Origin of the sequence: Termitidicoccus mucosus (assembly GCF_038725785.1) — a bacterium.
GTDB lineage: Bacteria > Verrucomicrobiota > Verrucomicrobiia > Opitutales > Opitutaceae > Termitidicoccus > Termitidicoccus mucosus.
In genome coordinates this window covers 6333252-6350794 of record NZ_CP109796.1, presented here as the reverse complement: position 1 = coordinate 6350794, position 17543 = coordinate 6333252, and the positions used below count along the sequence as shown (strand labels likewise).

The 17543-nt window shown below is 59.7% G+C and carries 10 protein-coding genes and 1 pseudogene; 4 read left to right on the top strand and 7 right to left on the bottom strand.

Annotation, left to right across the window (positions count from 1 at the left end):
• Positions 1-270: 270 nt before the first annotated feature.
• The 3 genes from OH491_RS22360 to OH491_RS28260 all read right to left on the bottom strand — a co-directional run bounded on the left by OH491_RS22360 (position 271) and on the right by OH491_RS28260 (position 2234).
• A complete protein-coding gene (locus OH491_RS22360; RefSeq protein ID WP_084441857.1) occupies positions 271-1095 on the bottom strand; it encodes an N-6 DNA methylase in 825 nt (274 codons plus the stop codon).
• On the bottom strand, positions 1092-1580 hold the full coding sequence (locus tag OH491_RS22355) for a hypothetical protein (RefSeq protein WP_068768970.1): 489 nt from the start codon (positions 1578-1580) through the stop codon (positions 1092-1094). The genes OH491_RS22360 and OH491_RS22355 overlap by 4 nt, the downstream gene beginning before the upstream one ends.
• A 381-nt stretch (positions 1581-1961) precedes the next feature.
• Positions 1962-2234 (bottom strand): JAB domain-containing protein, encoded by a 273-nt coding sequence (locus OH491_RS28260; protein WP_425429177.1) that lies wholly within the window; start codon positions 2232-2234, stop codon positions 1962-1964.
• Here OH491_RS28260 and OH491_RS22345 point away from each other — a divergent pair.
• Positions 2122-2433 (top strand): annotated as a pseudogene (locus OH491_RS22345) (group II intron maturase-specific domain-containing protein); the annotation flags it as partial. The gene OH491_RS28260 and the pseudogene OH491_RS22345 overlap by 113 nt on opposite strands.
• Here OH491_RS22345 and OH491_RS22340 read toward each other — a convergent pair.
• The 4 genes from OH491_RS22340 to OH491_RS22325 all read right to left on the bottom strand — a co-directional run bounded on the left by OH491_RS22340 (position 2412) and on the right by OH491_RS22325 (position 6610).
• The gene (locus tag OH491_RS22340; protein WP_342751099.1) at positions 2412-2519 is read right to left on the bottom strand and encodes a hypothetical protein; all 108 of its coding nucleotides are present in this window, start codon (positions 2517-2519) and stop codon (positions 2412-2414) included. The pseudogene OH491_RS22345 and the gene OH491_RS22340 sit on opposite strands and share 22 nt — an antisense overlap.
• Before the next feature lie 88 nt (positions 2520-2607).
• Entirely contained in the window at positions 2608-4023 is a 1416-nt protein-coding gene (locus OH491_RS22335) for an argonaute/piwi family protein (protein WP_068768973.1), read from the bottom strand.
• Positions 4020-5474 carry a toll/interleukin-1 receptor domain-containing protein gene (locus tag OH491_RS22330; RefSeq protein WP_068768974.1) on the bottom strand — a complete coding sequence of 485 codons (1455 nt, stop codon included), beginning with the start codon at positions 5472-5474 and terminating at the stop codon, positions 4020-4022. The genes OH491_RS22335 and OH491_RS22330 overlap by 4 nt, the downstream gene beginning before the upstream one ends.
• A 158-nt stretch (positions 5475-5632) precedes the next feature.
• Complete coding sequence (locus OH491_RS22325; RefSeq protein ID WP_068768975.1) at positions 5633-6610, bottom strand: DUF4238 domain-containing protein; 978 nt, start codon at positions 6608-6610, stop codon at positions 5633-5635.
• 610 nt (positions 6611-7220) lie between these two features.
• Here OH491_RS22325 and OH491_RS22320 point away from each other — a divergent pair.
• The 3 genes from OH491_RS22320 to OH491_RS22310 all read left to right on the top strand — a co-directional run bounded on the left by OH491_RS22320 (position 7221) and on the right by OH491_RS22310 (position 17529).
• On the top strand, positions 7221-13133 hold the full coding sequence (locus OH491_RS22320; RefSeq protein WP_145928580.1) for an ATP-binding protein: 5913 nt from the start codon (positions 7221-7223) through the stop codon (positions 13131-13133).
• Between the two features lie 1112 nt (positions 13134-14245).
• The gene (gene mobF, locus OH491_RS22315; RefSeq protein ID WP_145928581.1) at positions 14246-17089 is read left to right on the top strand and encodes a MobF family relaxase; all 2844 of its coding nucleotides are present in this window, start codon (positions 14246-14248) and stop codon (positions 17087-17089) included.
• Positions 17086-17529, top strand: coding sequence for a hypothetical protein (locus OH491_RS22310; RefSeq protein WP_068768978.1), 444 nt, complete (start codon positions 17086-17088; stop codon positions 17527-17529). The genes mobF and OH491_RS22310 overlap by 4 nt, the downstream gene beginning before the upstream one ends.
• The last annotated feature ends 14 nt before the right edge of the window (positions 17530-17543 follow it).

Below are 17543 nucleotides of genomic sequence, written 5' to 3'. Positions count from 1 at the left end.
AGCCATGCGCGGGTCGCGAGGCGACGCCTGCCATGTTCTCTTTATGCTGGCAGCGGCCAGCGAACCTCCGCGCCCCAATAGTTGCCAGATTGGGTGTCGCGGGCATGGTGGAGAGCGAAGCGGACCTTGCCCGCGACACTATGCTTGGCAACGGGGCGCGATGTGAGGAGATTTCCAATCCGCAAAGTCGGCTATCCTGCAAGGGAAACATGACCAAAGTGAGCCTGCGTCGGGTCTCCCCTATTCTTTTTTGGTTCTTTCGAACCGAGGTCATGCGAAATCGAACATCTGTTGTCCCAAGGCGGCTTTGATTTGTTCGGCTTTTTCCGGCGTGGGCGGTTGTCCCTGCTGTTCGGCAGCGGATGCGATGAGCGCGGTGGCAAGCGGCTTCATCGTTTCATTTCCGTTCCCGTTTTCAGATTGCGGCGCGTCTGTCTGGTTTTGTGCAGCGGTAAATCCGGCGAAGAGATGAAGGCGGCCCTGGAAAACCCAGTGGATGTTCCGCCATGAGGCGAAGAATTTCATTGAGAGGGTGTTTCCGTGGATGACCTCGGTTGGGATGCCCCAGAGGGTGGTGTTGATGAAGCACATGTCGCAGGCGGTTTTGCTGATGTCGATGGCGGTGACTCGCAAGCGGCAGTGGTTCTCCGGTGAGAGCGCCTTGGCATAGGCCAGAATCATCGCTCCCGCACCACAGGCCGGTTCGCAGAGTGTGACGGGGCCTTCTGTCGGCAGTAATGAGTCACCGGCAAGCATTTGGACCATCATTTCGCAGATGTGCTGCGGGGTGTGAAACTCTCCATTCCATTGCTGTCCTTTATGGGAGAGGGCGAGTTCCATGTAGTGGCCGCCGAGCAGGTCGGTGAAGGGTTGGGCCTCCATTTCCATGACCAATGCGGCAAGGGCGTGGCTGAAAATTTCCAGTTCGTCTCTGTTCCAGCGCTTGGCCTCTTCGTGGTATTCGGCCTCGCGGGTGCCGTGCGCGAGTGCGCAGGCGGCCAACGATGCGAATGCCGTAAACACCGTGTACGCGTCGTGGTGGCGGATGAGTTGTTCGAGCAACGGCCTGAATGCCGGGGCTTGGCTCGTTTTCATGCGACGCGGCTTTCGTTGCTGAAGTGCAGTTTGCGGTCGTCGCCGATGTAGAGATCGACTTCGCCGAAGGACTCGCTGGCGCGGGTGAGTTGCTGCATGGCGAACTCGGCAAGCTCGTCGTTCACAGACTCGTCGAAGTAGCCGCTGCCGTGACCGCAGCGCGTGAGCCAGAAATTATGTCCGTTACGCTCGTCGTCGAGATGGCACAGGTCGGTTTTGCACTCGCGGCAGAATTGCGAGCATTCCGCCCATGCGCTCACCAGCGAGGCGATTGAGATGTCCTCGATGGCGTGGGTGGCGTCGAAGTATTTTTCGTTGTCGTCGTGGGAGGTCCACAGCGCAGCCGTGAGGTAGCCATGCAGAAAGCGGAAGAGCATGGTTTCGCCGGTCTCAATGTGGTGGAGAAGCTCCCGGTGGACAGAGGCGCGCTTGCGGCCTTGGGGCAGGTGGAGTGTTTCCAACACGCAGGTCGTTTCGGTTGTCATGTGATTTGGCGGAATCAGGCGCAGTCCGCTTCCGGCGACATGCCGGGTTGTCTTGGCCTTGCCCGATTCACGCCGTTCCAAGGGCACACCCAGTCAAAGGACGCCGGAGCGGATGCGGAGGCGTCCGGTGTGGAGGCGAGCGCCAGCGAGCTCTACATTGACGGGTGTGGCACAATGGCGGAACACGCAGCAGGCAAGGGTTTCGAGCGGGGTGCCGATGGAGCACGCGAATACGCCGGGGCTGACGGGAGTCGCATTATTGCCGCGCGGCTTTCGCCGGTGATTTCGCCATCGCTGGCGGCGCAACCGCGATTAATGCAATCCCGAAGGATGAATGCCGAAGCCGGAACGCCAGCGATAGAGACTTCCTTGGAATGGCTTTTAGAGCAGTCCCTGTTCGTGGAAGGAAAAGTATCCAACCTTGCGGGGATCGGCATTGATGTCACCGACGATCACATGATCCACGAGGTCGATATCGAGAATCCTTGCGGCTTCCTTCAGGCCACGGATGACGCGAATGTCCGCATCCGAGGGGGCCGGGTCCCGTGAGTTGCTTGAACATGAAGTGCGTCCTTTGATAGAGGCGTTTCTCAATGAGCGTGGCCTTCGGCTCTCGCCCGAGAAGACCAAAGTCACGCATATCACCGAGGGCATTGACTTCCTCGGCCAAAACATCCGCAGTTACAATGGGGGCGTGCTCGTGACACCGTCGAAGAAAAATGCGCTGTCATTTTTGGCCAAAATCCGGGAACTGATAAACGCGAACAAGGGCGCGTCGCATGAGAAGCTGATACGCGTGCTCAACCCGGTCATCCGGGGTTGGGCCAACTATCACCGGCACATCAGCGCGAAGTGATCGCCGGCGATGATTGCACGTGCCAGCTTGGTCTCAACGCTTCGTTGGAGGAAGCGTTTGAGTGGTCGCGCCGAACACCGGATCGTAACGCTTCTCGGCTACCTATTCTTTCGCCTTCGCATCAAGCTCAACCATGATCCGCTGGTCGGCGAAACACTTGACCGAGCCACCTCACATGAAATGCGCGTAGGTGATCGGGTCGCCGGGTGGGTTCGCGCACCAGCGATAGATTTCACCGATGCGCCGGGAGCCGCCCAACGTGATGGGGTAGAATGAGTCGAATTGCGTTTTGTTCCAGTTGAGCTTGGTCAGGGCGAGGATTTCGGCGGCGATATCCGATTGCGTGCGATCCGTCTGGTAGTATCGGATGTGCAGCGTCCGGGGGACGTAAGGCCCGGGGTGCTTTCGATAGAAAGCAACGCTACCGCGCGTATACAGCAGCGAGTTCATCTCATCCAGAATGATGTGCGTGCCGCGCAGCGGGGGATAGGTCCCGATCCGGAACAAACGGAACGCGGCCCGCGTCAATGCCGTGAAATCCCGGAAACGCACCTTGGCTTCCTCGGCCGCTTCGTTGAAACCATCCAACTCGGCCTGATCATAGCCGGAGGATTTGTGGATGACCACGCGGTCCGGTGGCTTTTGATCGTTCGCGCTGGCGAAATTCCTGATCGCATCAGCCAGCAGTTTTTGCGCGCTGTCCTTCGGCAGATGCACCTCGTGGTCTTCGTCTGACATCTTCGCCATGCCACCGCGCAGGATAGTTCCCTCTCCCTTGTCATTAAACACCTGGGTCAGGCTTGAGTGCATGTAGCCGCCTTCCTCCCGGCGGGCAAAGGAGATGCCCACGTAGCAGGTGCTCTGTGCCCCCGTAGGCCGTTGCAGCTTCCACGGGATGCCGCCGGCTTTGTAGAACAACGCGGCAAACAGGTTCCACGCCCGCGTGGCCGGATCCTGCACCCCGCGGCTCGATTCCGCATAGGTGCGCGGCCAGATCAGTTGGAATTTCGACTGGGTCTGGAGGCAGAGGGCCTTCAGGTAGTCATGGAAATCCACACCGGAATCGTTCTGCTCCTCTTCGTCATCATCCTCCGAAAAGGTCTTCGGCTTGACGATCTTACGGACCAAGTCCGGCGGCAGGCAAATCACTACGTCGGGCTTTGCAGCACTCAGTTCGAAAAGGGCTTTGATCCGCTGGTGGAAGAATTCCGTCAAGGCGATCACCGCTCCCGGCTTCTTGCCTTCGACCTTGAGTTCCGCCTCCGTGACCTCCGTCACCCAAGAGGGAGCCGTGGCAAAACGGCAACGGAATCCCGCCGTCGGATCAAGGCCGGGGAACCGCGGCGCAAAGTTCGGATTCAAGGGATCGTCGCCGGACAAGCCCGCGCCGCACTGCTTCATCCATTCCGTAAATGCCGCCACAGTCTTGGGCGAACCGACAAAGCCGAGGCGCACGATTTCCTTCGCCTTCGGCGTGCCGGCATCCACTGGGCCAAAGCGGAGCAAGCCATCGCGGATGTCGGACGAACACCCGCCCCCTCCGAACTCCAGCAGTGGTTCCGTGAAGACGCGGTCGAGGCGGATCATAACAGCACCTCCGCCGCCAAATCAGCCTCCAGTTCGGTCCGCTCCGCTTCCTTGGCCACCTTGAGCCAATCGACGTCCCGGATCGAAGGCGTCACGCCTAGGCGCACCGGCGGATGAATCTGCAGCTTGGGTGCGGAACGCAGCAGGTCGGCGTCGCGGCACAAGACCGACGCCCAGAACAGCACGTGGCCTAGCACCGCACGGTTCTTTTCTGGCTTGCGCATGTTGGCGCTCGATTTCTTCTGCCACCGGCTCGGACTCTCGACCCCGTCGGAGGTGAAAGCCCAATACGGTGTGAGCACGAGATACCAAGCGGAGCCGAATCGCTGAAACTTGTAACGGAACGCTTCGTGCTGCCAGTGCTGGATCGCCTCCGGATCGTCCGACAGCTTGTTCTTGATCGCCTTGTAGATCATCCGCGATGCGTTGAGCTTGATGGCGCGGGTCTTTAGGTGCCCGATTCGCCGGCCGGCCTGCGCCTGAAACAGCCAGCATTTCATCTGCTTGCTGTAGCCGAGCGTGGCCTCGGTCTGGCTCTCCGCACAAAGCTGGTGCAGCGACTTGTTCAGCAGCTTGATGAATCGGCCTTGGTCGGCGAAGGAATTGGACTGCGACCATGTCTTCGTCGGGATCGGCGTGTGCGCCACGAGGACACCACGCCGGAACAGGTCGCGCCAGACCACGCCATCGAGGTCTTCAAAGGTGTGCAGCACGCCGTCGTCGATCCAAAAACCGACCGGCCTCGGTTCCGTTTTTCCCGTTTGCGTCCACGAACGTTCAAGTTCGGCCGGGAATGGCCCTCCTTTCTTCTTCCGGACAACCTTGGCGGTGCGGATGATCTCCGGGGTGGAGATCGGTAGCAGGTTCGAAATCAATTCCTCCGCTTCTGGGTGCAATCCCGCATGCGGGGTATGCTCTTGGGCGCCCGCCGTGAAAAAGTCCGGGGCCAGTGACAACTGCGGCACCGCGGTGCGCACCGGGGGCGCCTCCGCTGGCGGGATGTCCAGCAGTCGCCGCACCAAGCCATCGTATCCGTCCGTGATGACGATCCGTGTCACGTCGCGCAGCGGCATCGGTATATACTGCAGGTCGCTCCGGTCGAAGACCATCGGCACGAATTTGTTGTGCACCTCGGGTGATTCATACAGCCACTGCCGTGTCAGGAGGCTTTCCCATTGGGCACCGAGACCAATCCCGGGTTTCTCGTTATTTTGCCAGCGGCGGAGATAGGTCTCGGTACAGACAACGATCACCTTCTCGGCCCACGCGATCCGATTCTCCATCCAGGTCGGCCAGCTTTGGTTCGCGTGGAATTGGTCGAGATCACAGTCGAATCCGCGATGCCGTAGTTCTTTCGCAAGTGCCAAAACCCGGGCATCATGCTCCATTGAGTCGTGAGTGTAACTCACGAACACGGTCATGGGTGTCGTTCCTTTGGCGTCCGATGTCATCTATACTCTGAAAAAGGGTAAGCGTGGCCCGCGCGCTTAGCTCAAGGCTATCCACTTACCCTTGTTGGGATAGCAGAGATGGACTCGCCCAAGCGCAACAAAAACTGCATTTCACTTTGCTATCATTCCGCGGGCGCAGGACGACAACCCCTATATCCTTATCCATCGACCGCCACCAGCGCCGGATGCACGGGTTTCATTTGGTTGATCGTGTAGATCCCATCCACCGCTTCAATATTCTGCGTCGAGAATCCCGCGCGCCGGCCGGATAGCACTACTATATCGTGAAGCGTCAGGGAATCGAAGCATTCGGCGAACAAGAACCGCTCCGACCAAACGATTGTCCGTCGGTTGAAATCGCGCACCTCGTCATCGTTAAGATTGAAGACTCCCGGCGAACTCTCGTGACTGACGAGCAGCAGGAGGTTGGACGACAACGGGAATGAAAATTCTGTGGTCGCGCTTGCGAAGCCTGCGGCCTTCCAAGGCGTAGAGCCGTGCTTTCGATCATAGATGGCCACCGCCGCGTCCCCGGTGATGAAACGCCGGAACCCTTTTGCAACCAGAACGGAAAGATTACGGCGATAGAGCAATTCATATAGCTTTCGATCCGTCCCCAAGCGAAGCATCTGCCACACTACATACCAGTTCTTCGGTTTGATCCGAAATGCCTCCGTGAGGCTGCGGCCCCCGGGGTGCCGTTTCAATTCTTCCGGCATGTCGTCAAAGGCTTTGTTCTTCTCCATCACCTTCGTCGAGGCCACCAGCGTTGCCTCCGTCGCATTCACCAGCATGTCCCGTACTTTCGGGACCCGGTAGAACATGAACTGGGTCAGGCCCAAGAGTTCCACCCGGTGCTCTTCCGCGGCCGCCGGGTTCACCAACACCGCACGCAGCACCTTGGCTTGGGTGCCTTCGATCTCCGCCATGATCTTTTCCGCCCCGAATTGATCGACCTTCGGGTCTTGCACATCAAGCCGATGATAGTCCTTTTCCGCACCGGCCTTGGTCACGTTCACCATCACCAGCTTCCCGTCCTCGCGGGCATATTGCCAAAGGCGACCATCCTTGTCCGCAAACCCCTTCAGGTAGAATTGCGGCAGGTAGTGGTGTTTCCGCGGTTGCTCAGCCGGCATGTCCTACCAGTTTCAATTCCTGCCGAAAAAAGCAACCCGCGTTGTCCTCACCCCCCCGGGCCGTGTCGCAGTCTGAGAACTGCACACGACCCGCGCGTAGACCAATTGGCCCATTCGGTCCTCATATTGCCCGGCTTCGCCTGCGCCCACCTTGACGCATGGCATGGAGCGGAAGGTCGGGTATTCTGGCGCTCGGACCGTGTGCGCGCTGAGGATTGGAATTCTTTCTGTCTAACTCAAGATGCCCCGGAGTGAACGCCTGTCCCAGCCTATCGGCCTCCATTTCGGCACAATGGAAATATACGCCAAGAGAGGGATAATTTCGTTCAACGGCTGCCCATCCTTTATCGTCTAGTCGGTGCAGCAGGAAAAATCAAACTGCAGCGCGTCGCTCCTAGAAAGGCACAACAAAAAGTGCGGTTGCCTGCAAACGCAGTGTAGATGATAAGGGATCGTGACACACGATCAGACTACTTACTCTGCAGACGGCGAAAGGAGGGCGGTCACGGGACTCTATACCCAGTATCGTTTGTGCGCATGGCACATTCAACGCGCACTTCAGCGAGGGAATTTCGAGTGGGTGGAGTTGATGTCGCGGCAAGCGAAAGCCATGGACGACATCGTCCTAGCGACCACGGGGCGGCTGGATGCGCTGCAGTTGAAGCATAGCACCAGCCCCAAGGGAATTACTCTGGCATCGCTGCTGAAACCGTCTGCCGAAGGGAAGCTCTCACTCATCCGGCAACTGGCAGACGGATGGCGGGCATTGAAGAAAGCTCATCCAGACCGAGTCTTGTCCGCTCGGTTGGTTTTTCGGGGAATGCCGACTGGGTTGGGCCAACTCGACGATCAGATCGCCGTTCCCGAGGGGGAGAATTTTCACCGTTTTCTGCTCGAAGGATGGGGTATCCATTCCAAACCCGAAGACTTGGCAAAGTGGAACAGCCTGCGTGAGGCCATAATTGCGGAAACAAACCTGGCACGAGACGAGGTCGCGGTGTTTTTTGAGGAATGCGGGATCGAGTTCGTCAACCCGACGACCCCGATGGACACATCGTGGGCGGAGAGCGACCTAGACACACTGACTAATCACTTACTGAAGATTGCCGCTGCCGATGTTCGCCCGGGAAAAATCGACCAAGATACGCTACTACAGGGCCTCGAGTGGAATTCACGGTTTCAGATTCGATATTCGCATGAATGGAAGATAGACGAACGCTACCAGTCGATCCATGCGACGACTGAGCCACTCATCAACCTGTTGGCGTCGATCGTAGGAGGGTATGCAGCGCTGCTGGGCACACCGGGCTCCGGCAAGTCCACCACGCTTTCGCATACGCTGCGAAAAACAGGTGATTGGCGGTTTATTCCCTACTATGCATATCTCCCGGGAGATATTTCGCAGGGACGCGGAGAGGCGGTGCAGTTTCTTCACGATCTGGTACTTTCGCTGCACCGGCATGGGTTTCGCGGACGCCGAGGGTATGCCACCGAAGAGCTCACCAGCCTGCGCAATGAATTGACCGATTTGTTCGGCGAGTTGGGGGAGGATTTCCGGAAAACGGGGAGGCGCACCGTCATTCTGGTGGACGGGCTGGATCACATCCCACGGGAGCAGACGACGACGATTTCACTGCTGTCAGTGCTTCCGCATCCGGACAGCATTCCCTCGGGGGTGCTTTTCTTTCTCGGCTCGCAGACGCTTGCGTTGCCGAGACTCTCTCCTGCGATCCAAGTCTCGCTGGAGAAGGAAAACCGGATAGTCCGAATGTCCCCGATGTCGCGGGGTGAGATCCGAGCCTTCGTCGAGCGTTCACAGCTTGCGGCGCCGCTGGATACCGACCAGTTCACGCAGATCGAGAGCTTGAGCGAGGGGCATCCCCTTTCTCTCGCACTGCTAGTCGAACGGTTACGCCCCGTGAAAGACTGCTCTGAGGTGAATTCGATTCTGGAGAATGCGCCAGCCTACGGTGGCCACATCGAGAACAGCTATCAGGTTTTCTGGGAAAGCATCCGGCGCGATTCCGAAACCCGGCGTATGCTTGCCCGTTGGGCTAGGCTTCAGGGTTCGTTTGCGCTGCCGGAATTACTGGAAGTGTTTGAGTCCACCGCTGTGGAAAAGGCGTTGGAGACGGCTCGCCCCTACCTTCGCGTTACCGGAGCCGAAACGGTCGATTTCTTCCACAACAGCTTTCGGCAATTTGTTCTCACCGAGACACGCAAGTCGAACCTCGGGATCGACGAGAATGCGACGATTCATCGCGAGCTCTCTAATCTATTCGCCGCGCTTCCGGCCCGCTCACCTTTGGGTTGGGAGGCGGCCTATCACGCAAGGATGGCCGGAGCCCAGCCCGAAGCTCTTGCGCTTTCCTCGCCAGGGCGCCTACGTGCGCAGTATCTGGAGAACCGGCCAATCAGGGGAATCTTCCAAGACATCAACGCGGCAGTGGAAATCACAGGCCGGAAGGATGAGCGGGCTGAAGCAATGGGCCTGCTGCTCAACTGGCAGGAATTCTATCAGCGGGCCCGATCAACTGAGCAGCACGACCATGTGGTGCTAATCTATCGGCTTTACGGGGCGCAGGCGGTTCGTCGCCACATTGAGAGTAAGGGTTGGTTAACCGTAGGTGCGAAAGCGGCATGGCAGTTATGCAAGGCCTTGTGGGAGTCTGGCGAGCAGACGCATGCTCGAGAAGTTTACGAAATCGCCGAGCCCATGGGCGCGCTAACCGGACAGACCGCCGTCGAGATAGGTTTCCACGACGAATCTGATGGAGATTTTGGAGAATGGGCCAAACTCGCGCTCAACTTTCGTCCCTTGGATGAAATTATCGCAGGCATTGGACGACTCCGCGCTGGCAAACATCATTTCGGGGGCCAATCGAATCCCGAGATTAAGACCGCGAGGTTGCGTAGCGATGTATTGGGTGCGCTCGCCAAAGTGTTTGCGGACCGCGACGACTGGTTGACTGTCGAACGCCTGCGGGCGGCGGTGCCCGAGCCACAGTTGCGGCGATGGCAGCTGAACCTCGACTGGCATATGGTGCACCGGCATCCCAAGCACGCGAAGACAATCGAAGCGCTGAGTCGCCTTGAGGTGGCTTACGCCAGCGAGCCAGAGATGGCCGCCGAACTTGCAGAAATGCTGTGGCGCGTCACCGGCGATCGGGCTCGAGTTGTGACTTGGATCGAACGAGCGAGCCAACCCGAGAGTCCGGTCAAAGATGAAGTATTGAACTCGGGACCGAAAGTCCGTGAGCGACTCATTCTAACGCGAATTTTGGCGACGGTCAGGCTGCCGGTCGACGTGGAGAAGATCGTGCCCGAAATCTCGGGAAAGCGACGCTACGGCAGTTGGCTCTTCGACCGGGCGGTAACAAAGCTCGCCATTCTATGGGGTGAAGGGCGGGCAGGAAAGAACTACGAACCGAGTGAGCTTCGCATCGCTCTGCGACCTTTGCTTCGCCTCTACCATCATAGCCACAAAGAAACCCGTGACTGGGGATCATGGCATGATAGCGCCGGGCGCCGTAAGGAGTATTTCGAGTGGGTTGTGAGAGCTGTCGCGGCGCATGGCGCAGAAGCGGTGGCGGTAGTTGGAGAGGAGTTCGACCAAATTTGGGAGAACGAACAGGAGTCGACCTATTGGTCCGCGTCGCTCCGTCGCGACGTGGCGAAACGACTGTATCAGCACGATGGGAATCTCGACGCGTTTCGCCGACGGCTTGATGACTCCTCGCGAGCCTCCGCCAATCGATCTTTCCTGTTGGACGAAATCAGCTACGAGTTGACCGACATTGTGGAAACGTGGCTCTTGGCGAGCGCGCCCGACAAAGCGCGGGCCACGTATCGGCAATTTCTGGAATTGTCCTTTGCTATTCCAGAGAAAGACGGTGGATCTGCACTCGAGTGGATAATCTGGTGGGAACGCTCGCTGGATGGGGATCGCGGAAAATTTGCCGCGGGTGCACTTCATCTGGGTCGCCTGTTGGAGCGACTGCACGACCAGCGGCGAGGTGAAGATCTTGATGATGCGGGGGCAGCGTTTCTCCAGATTCTCGCCCAACGCGACTTGGCGCTTACTCATCAGTATGCGGTCCGGTTCTTGGATGCCGGGTTCCAGACGTTTTGCGTCGCGGTCGCAGCCGACATCCTGTCAATCTTGAAAACCGTGCCAGCCGAAGCGGATTTTGCCATCGTGCTGGCTACGGCGCTCCTCGTCCCGTGTGCAACCGGCACGCATGAGAATATCGCCCGAGCGATCGCGGACTTGCCGGCCAGAGACAGGGCTATTGATGAATGCCGACGAGAATTGATCGACGCGGTCGAAACGCTTGCCCTTCCACGAATGCGGAATGCTTGGATGGAGCGATTGCAGGGCAATACGGGGACGACGCACGAGGAAACAGACGATACCGACGAAACTGAGGCGAACGACGAATTCCAGAAGAAGGACAATGAAGCCCTCCAGCGCTGGAGAACTTTGAATTCGGCCGAGGCGTTTCTCGCGGCTTTTCGAGAACATTCCACCGCGCAAGAATCCATCTTCGTCAATCACGATCGTCGGGGTTATGTGCTCGACCGGATACCCAAAAAGGACTGGTCGACCTTGTTCGAGGCTGGCCTTCGGGAAGATTGGTCGCCTTTGGCGTTGAGTGCCTTCGCCCGCGAACTTCGCGCGCAGGGTTTACATGCCGAAGCGGCCCAGATTGCAGGTCGGGCGTTTGCGACCTCGGACGCGAAAGGGTGGAGCGAGATGAGGGATGGTGGAACAAGACTTCGTCCGGCCAAGGAATGGGTAGCGAGTGGTGGGGCAGAGGCCCGCGCCACCGTGTTCCGCCAGTGGATCGAAGACTACGCGGCGGGCAATGCCTACGCGCCCGCCACTCCAGCCAGTCTCCGCGAACTGTGTGAACTTTTCCTGGAGCGACCACCTTGGGCTCACCTCTGGAAAGAAATGGCCGAACAGCAGCTCGCCCTCGCGGAGGTTCGGTGCGAACCACTGCCTTTCGTTGAATCGGCCTCAGCAATAACTCCGCAGCAAATTGCGGAACACTGGATCATGTGGTGCGCAGAGCTTCCCGTTCCGGAGTTGCACGATGCCGCATTCAAGGCGCTGAGATCATTGGGCCGCGACCCTCGCCATTACCCATGGGTGCACGGGGTCTACGCGCGTTATCTCGAAATCAACGACGAGACTCAGTGTGAGGCATTGGCGCTGTTGACCGAGAACGCGGAACTGACTGCAGAGGCGCCAGTATCGTTGGTGAATCGCTGCCGTGAGCTGGTCAATCATCCTTCGGCGGTTGTGCGTGACTATGCCTTGGCCGCGATCGAGAAGTGGCCCGAGGCGAAAGCAACTGTGGTGGAGTCGTCAAGAAGCGAATTGCCCGTGATCTACAGATTGGTGCTACCGCCGATCCAGATGAAGGAATTCTCCTTGCCGATGGAGAGTTATCCCAAGGGCGCCCCGCCGATGGAAACCGAGGATCGATATGAGTGGGTGCTGCTCTACAAAGCGGAGCTAGAGACGATCGCGGACCACTCGGGTATTCCGTTTCAGAATCTCGTTTGGCGGCTCACCGACCTCATGCTCGCGGCGGATCGAGCTACCTGGTCCGCTGAAGCCGAGAAGAAGTTGATCGATCGGCTTGATTACGCAGGGCTCAAGTTGCCGTATCGACGGCTTCGGGGTCAGGCAGCATCACTGGCGTTGGTCCGGGTGCTGGCCGAGCTCTACGATGCGTCCCGGATTGATTTCGATCTCTATCAGGCACTGGGTGTGACGCTCAATCCGATTGATAAGGTCATCAGCGCAGCCAGACCAGTAACGATGCCACCGGAAATCGTTGTGCCGGAGACGCGATACCTGAAGCGATACGATCCCATTCCGTGGAATACGCTGCCGCAGGACCCATTGGACGTGTGCGTCAGAAAAATGCGGGACGGCCGTGCCGTGATAGCCGAACTTTCGCGTTTCAGGTATTGGGACCGCTCGTTGCCGACGGAAATCCGGAGTAGTGTGATTATTCCTGTTACTTCGGAGGCGCCTCCAACATGGAGGGAAGACTATGGGTTTGTTGCGACCAATCATATGTGGCGTGCGGATGCATATCCCATGCTGCCGGGCACAGGAGCCATCAGCAGTCCCGCAGTGGGTGGCAACGACTTCGGGGCGATGGTGGGATCTGGAGATTGGGTTGCGTTCAATTCGGCGATCGCACGGGCGCTAAAGTGGCGCCGTCGCGCAGGTTCGATGTTCGGTTGGGAAAACGCGGATGGGATACTCCAAGTTGAAACCATCTGGTGGAGCCGCGGGCCCTACTATCGGGTGGATACACATCAAGAGGCGTTGAGCGCCCAAGGCTGGCTGATCGTAGCGACACCAGATGCGGTCAAGTCGTTTAAGGCGATCACTCCCCTGTTTCGCCGCGCTGCGGTTCAACGCACGACCTCTGGTCGTGATCGCGAGCCGTCGACCTTGTTGGAAAGATCGGAGGAGTTGGCCGATTCGGAGACGTGAGTCTCGGGACGCAAGACCGAGAAAGGTCGTGTACGAAGATGCCAAGTTGGTCGAACAGCGCCCACGCGAGGTTATAGACCGCCTCAAACACCACGCATGTGCTGCCACCCTCCATGCGAAGCGCCTCGCGCTTTTTGTCGTAGGGTTTGCGCAATGCGATGGCAGCGCTCCACGTGAGGCAGCAGGGCCTTTTGTCCACGATTGCGTATAAGTCAATGCAGCGGCTCATGCCGTTCGCGCTGATGTCGCGAAGGATGACGTAAACGGTGTCGCCCTCCTTCAGGAATTTTCTCCGGTATGCGATGGTTTGGGTGCGTTCGGTTTTTTCGATGTTGCATGTTTTTTGAGCGAGGTCGTTCATGTTCGGAAATGAAATCAGGTGCAGTCCGTCCCCGTCCCCGGCGTCGTTGCCGGGTCATCCCGGTTACTGCCTGATTCCGCCGCTCCCAAGGCACACCCAGTCAAAGGACGCCGGAGCAGGTGCGGAGGCGTCCGGTGTGGAGCGCGGCGAGCTTGGTCGAGCCGCGACTACATCTTGACGGGTGTGGCACACTGAGCGGACAGCAGGCAGGGCAGATCTTTCAGTGCCCCGAGGCGTCTCGTGCGGCCCATTGTCCGCATTTCCGGCGGAGCAAAATGCGGAGTGTTTTCCCGCGCCAGGGGAGCATGGACGGCGGCGGGCGGCAGCGCGAAAAAAGAGGGCACCGCTTCACCGGTGGCGTGCGAACACCCGTGCCCCGCCGCCGACCGCCGACGTTCTGGCTCCCCGTCCGTGCGCCGGTGCGTCCCCGCCCCTCACGAGGTCGCGCCGCGCCACAAGGCACGCGGGGGCGCGGCGCGATTTCGTGAAGATCGGGCGGTGCGGACAGACGTCGTGCGACCGCGCCCGTGCGTCGCGCGCGCGCCGCCGGAAATCCGGGTATTTGGAATGTGGATACCGCCCCTATTCTTTTCGCGCGCCTCCGGTAGGCTGCGGTCATGCAAGGCCCGAAAAAATCATTGCGCCTGAGCGCAAGGGGAGATGCGTGCGGTTCAAAAAGAACGTGGGTGCGTTCCGGGTGGACGCGGCCTGTCCGCATTATCCGCGCGCGTGTCGCGAGGGAGGAGCCATCATGCTGACGGCCAAGCCGCAGTTGAATCTTTCCAACGCGGAGGGGTATTTTTGCGAGCATCTGGCGACGGGCGATTACTACATGGACGGCCATGTGGTGCGCGGCGAATGGCGCGGGGTCGCCGCGTCCATGCTCGGGCTCGACGGCGTGGTGGACGAGAAAAGTTTTTTGGCGATGTGCGAAGGCCGGCACCCGGAAACCGGACAACCCTTGACGATGCGGCGCAACACGACCCGTCGCGAGGACGAGCACACGGTGTCGAATCGCCGCGTGTTTTATGACTTTACCATATCGCCACCGAAGTCGGTCTCGGTGGTCGCGCTCTGGCAGGATGCCCGGATTATCGAGCTGCACGACAAGGCCGTCCGCGTGATGGTCGATCAACTGGAAAAATTCGCCGAGACGCGCGTGCGCAAGGACGGCGAAAATGGCGAGCGCGTGACCGGCGGTGTCGTGACCGCGCTGTTCCGGCATGACACGAGCCGCGAACTCGACCCGCACCTGCACACGCATTGCGTGGTGTTCAACGCGACCTACGATTGGACAGAAGAAAAGTGGAAGGCGCTTCACGCGACCGGCATGTATCGGGCGCAAAAATTTGCCGAGAATCTTTACTACCATGAGATGGCGAAGGGACTCCGCAATCTCGGTTACGAAATCGTCAACACCCCGACCGGATTTGAGATTCAGGGGGTGCCGGAGAGCATGGTTGCCCGGTTTTCCAAGCGGCATCAGCAGATTGATGCGGAGACGAAAAAACGCATCGCGGAGGAAGGTCTGCGCGGGAACGAAAAGGCGCTCCGCGTGCAGGTCGCGCAGGACAAGCGGCGGCGTAAAATCAAAAGTGCGTGCGCGGAAAAACTGCGTCCGCGCTGGGCCTCAGAAATGCCCCCGCCCGAACACGCCGCGCTGGCGAAGCTGGAACTGGCGCGGCTGCCGCCGCCGCTGCCGTCGGTGGCCCCGGAGAAATGCGGGCTGCCCGGGTTTGTCGCGTGGGCGGACGCGCATCTGTTTGAGCGACGTTCGGTGGTCGGCGATTACGAGTTGATGTCGGCGGCGCTGGCCCGTGGGCGCGGTCAAAATTTTTCCCTGGCGGACTTGGAAAACGAGATGGCGAAGCGCGATTACATCCGCGACGCGAAGTCGCGCAAGCTGACCAACCGCGAGGCGCTGGTATGCGAGTTTTCCCTCGTGCTCGCCGCGCAGAACGGAATGCGCAGCCATGCCGCGCTCAACCTGGGGCATCAGCCGAATGCGTCGTTGTCGGCGGAGCAGCGCGGGGCGGTGCTCCGCATTCTGCGCAGTTGTGATTTTATCACGGTGTTTCAGGGGGCGGCGGGCAGCGGAAAGTCGCTGGCGCTCCGCGAAGTCGCGCGCGGTCTGGAGGATGCGCTGCATCCGGTGTGCGTGCTCACGCCGCAACACCAGCAGGCGGCGGACTTGCGCCGGGACGGACTGGTGGCGGACACCCTGGCGAGGCTGCTTGCCGAAGGGGCGGGAGGAGTGGACGCGCTGCCGCGTGGCACGGTCGTGGTCGTGGACGAGGCCGGGCAGATCGGTGGGCGCGACATGCGCGCGCTGGTTGAACTGGTGCAGACGTGCGGCGGGCGGTTGATCCTGTCGGGCGACACACGGCAGCAGGGCGCGGTGGCCGCGTCGGACGCGCTGCGCGCGATTGAAGAGCACACGAATTTGCAGACGGTGCGTCTGGAGGCAATCCGAAGGCAGGACCCGGCGGCGGTGGCATCGCGCGAGGAGAAAGCGTTCGTGCGAAAATATCGCTCGGCGGTGAAGGCGGCGGCGGAAGGGAAACTGACGGTCTCATTCGACCGGCTGGACGCAATGGGCTGCATTCGCGAATTGGAAGCCGCCGAGCGCATGACCGAACTGGCGCGCGAATATTGCGAGGCGCTGGGTCGCAAGGAAAAGGTGCTCGCGGTGGCGCAGACTTGGGATGACGTGCACGCGGCCAACGACGCCATCCGCGCGCGTCTGCGAGAAATCGGCGGACTTGGCGCGGGCAGGTCGGTCGCCTCGTGGCAGTCGGCGGACTTGAGCGAAGCGCAAAAGCGCGACGCGCGTTTCTACACGCCGGATGCGGGGGTCTTCTTTGTTCGTGGCTACGGACGTTTCAAGCGCGGTGATTGGTGCGAGGTCACCGGTGCAAACGAGCATGGCGTGACATTGCGCAAGGGCGGGCGCGCCACTGCGGTGAGCTTCAGTTACGCCGACCGCTTCGTCGTCACCAAAACCTGCGAGTTGGAACTGGCGCGCGGCGACCGGTTGCAGATGAAGTTCAACGGCAAGTCCGGTGAGGGGGCGACGATTCGCAACGGCGAACTGGTCACGGTGCGGCGCGTGATGAAGGACGGACGCATCCGCGTGAAGGATGACGCGGGCGTCACGAAAACGCTTTCGCCGTCACAACGCATGTTTGTGCGCGGCTATGCGGTCACCTCTTACGCGTCGCAAGGCAAGACGGTTGACACCGTGCTCGTCGCCCATGATGGCGAGCATACGCCGATAAACCGTCAGCAGTGGTATGTGGGCATATCGCGGGCGCGGCGGAAGATCATCGTGTTTACCAGTGACAAGGAGGCGCTGCGGCTGAATGTCGAGCGCGAGTCCGACCGCGAACTGGCGCTGTCCATCCAACCCGACGAGGCGACCGCCGAGGCCGTCCGCCAAAAATTGGTGGAGGCGTTTCAACTCCAGTTGTTGCAGAAAGCCCAGCAATGTCTGCACGAATCGCTCCGGCAATGGGTGCCGCCTCCGCAAGTGCAACAACAACCAAAACAGCAACTACAGCAGGAACAATCTATCAACAGAGGAATACGATTATGAGCCTGAAAAATGACATCGAACGCCGCCGCGCGGCTCGGGCCACCAGCGGTAACATCCACCACGCATCATCTGGAAACGGCGGTGCCGTGTCCGAAAAACGCGAGGTTCCGGCAGCGCCACCGTCGTTCCTGCGCCTCGCGAAGCGGGACAAACGATGCTGGCTGCTTCCGTGGGCCTGCTTCCAAGGGGTGGGTTACGAACCGGATGCCGTGTCTGGCGACGGCACCGGCAATGGCATCGATAAATGCGAGCGCCTGCGCCTGGTCTTTATGCGCCACGACGTTTCCGTGCGCGGCCATAACCTTGGCGGCGTGGCCGATGCCATCGGCGCGTTCGCCCTTCGCGAACTGTGCGAGATTTTGGGAAAATACCAGCCTGCCACGGATGCCGCCGCCACGCCCGCGCCCGTGGTTCTGGAAATCGACGTGGTGACAAAATAAGCCTTTTGGTCGTT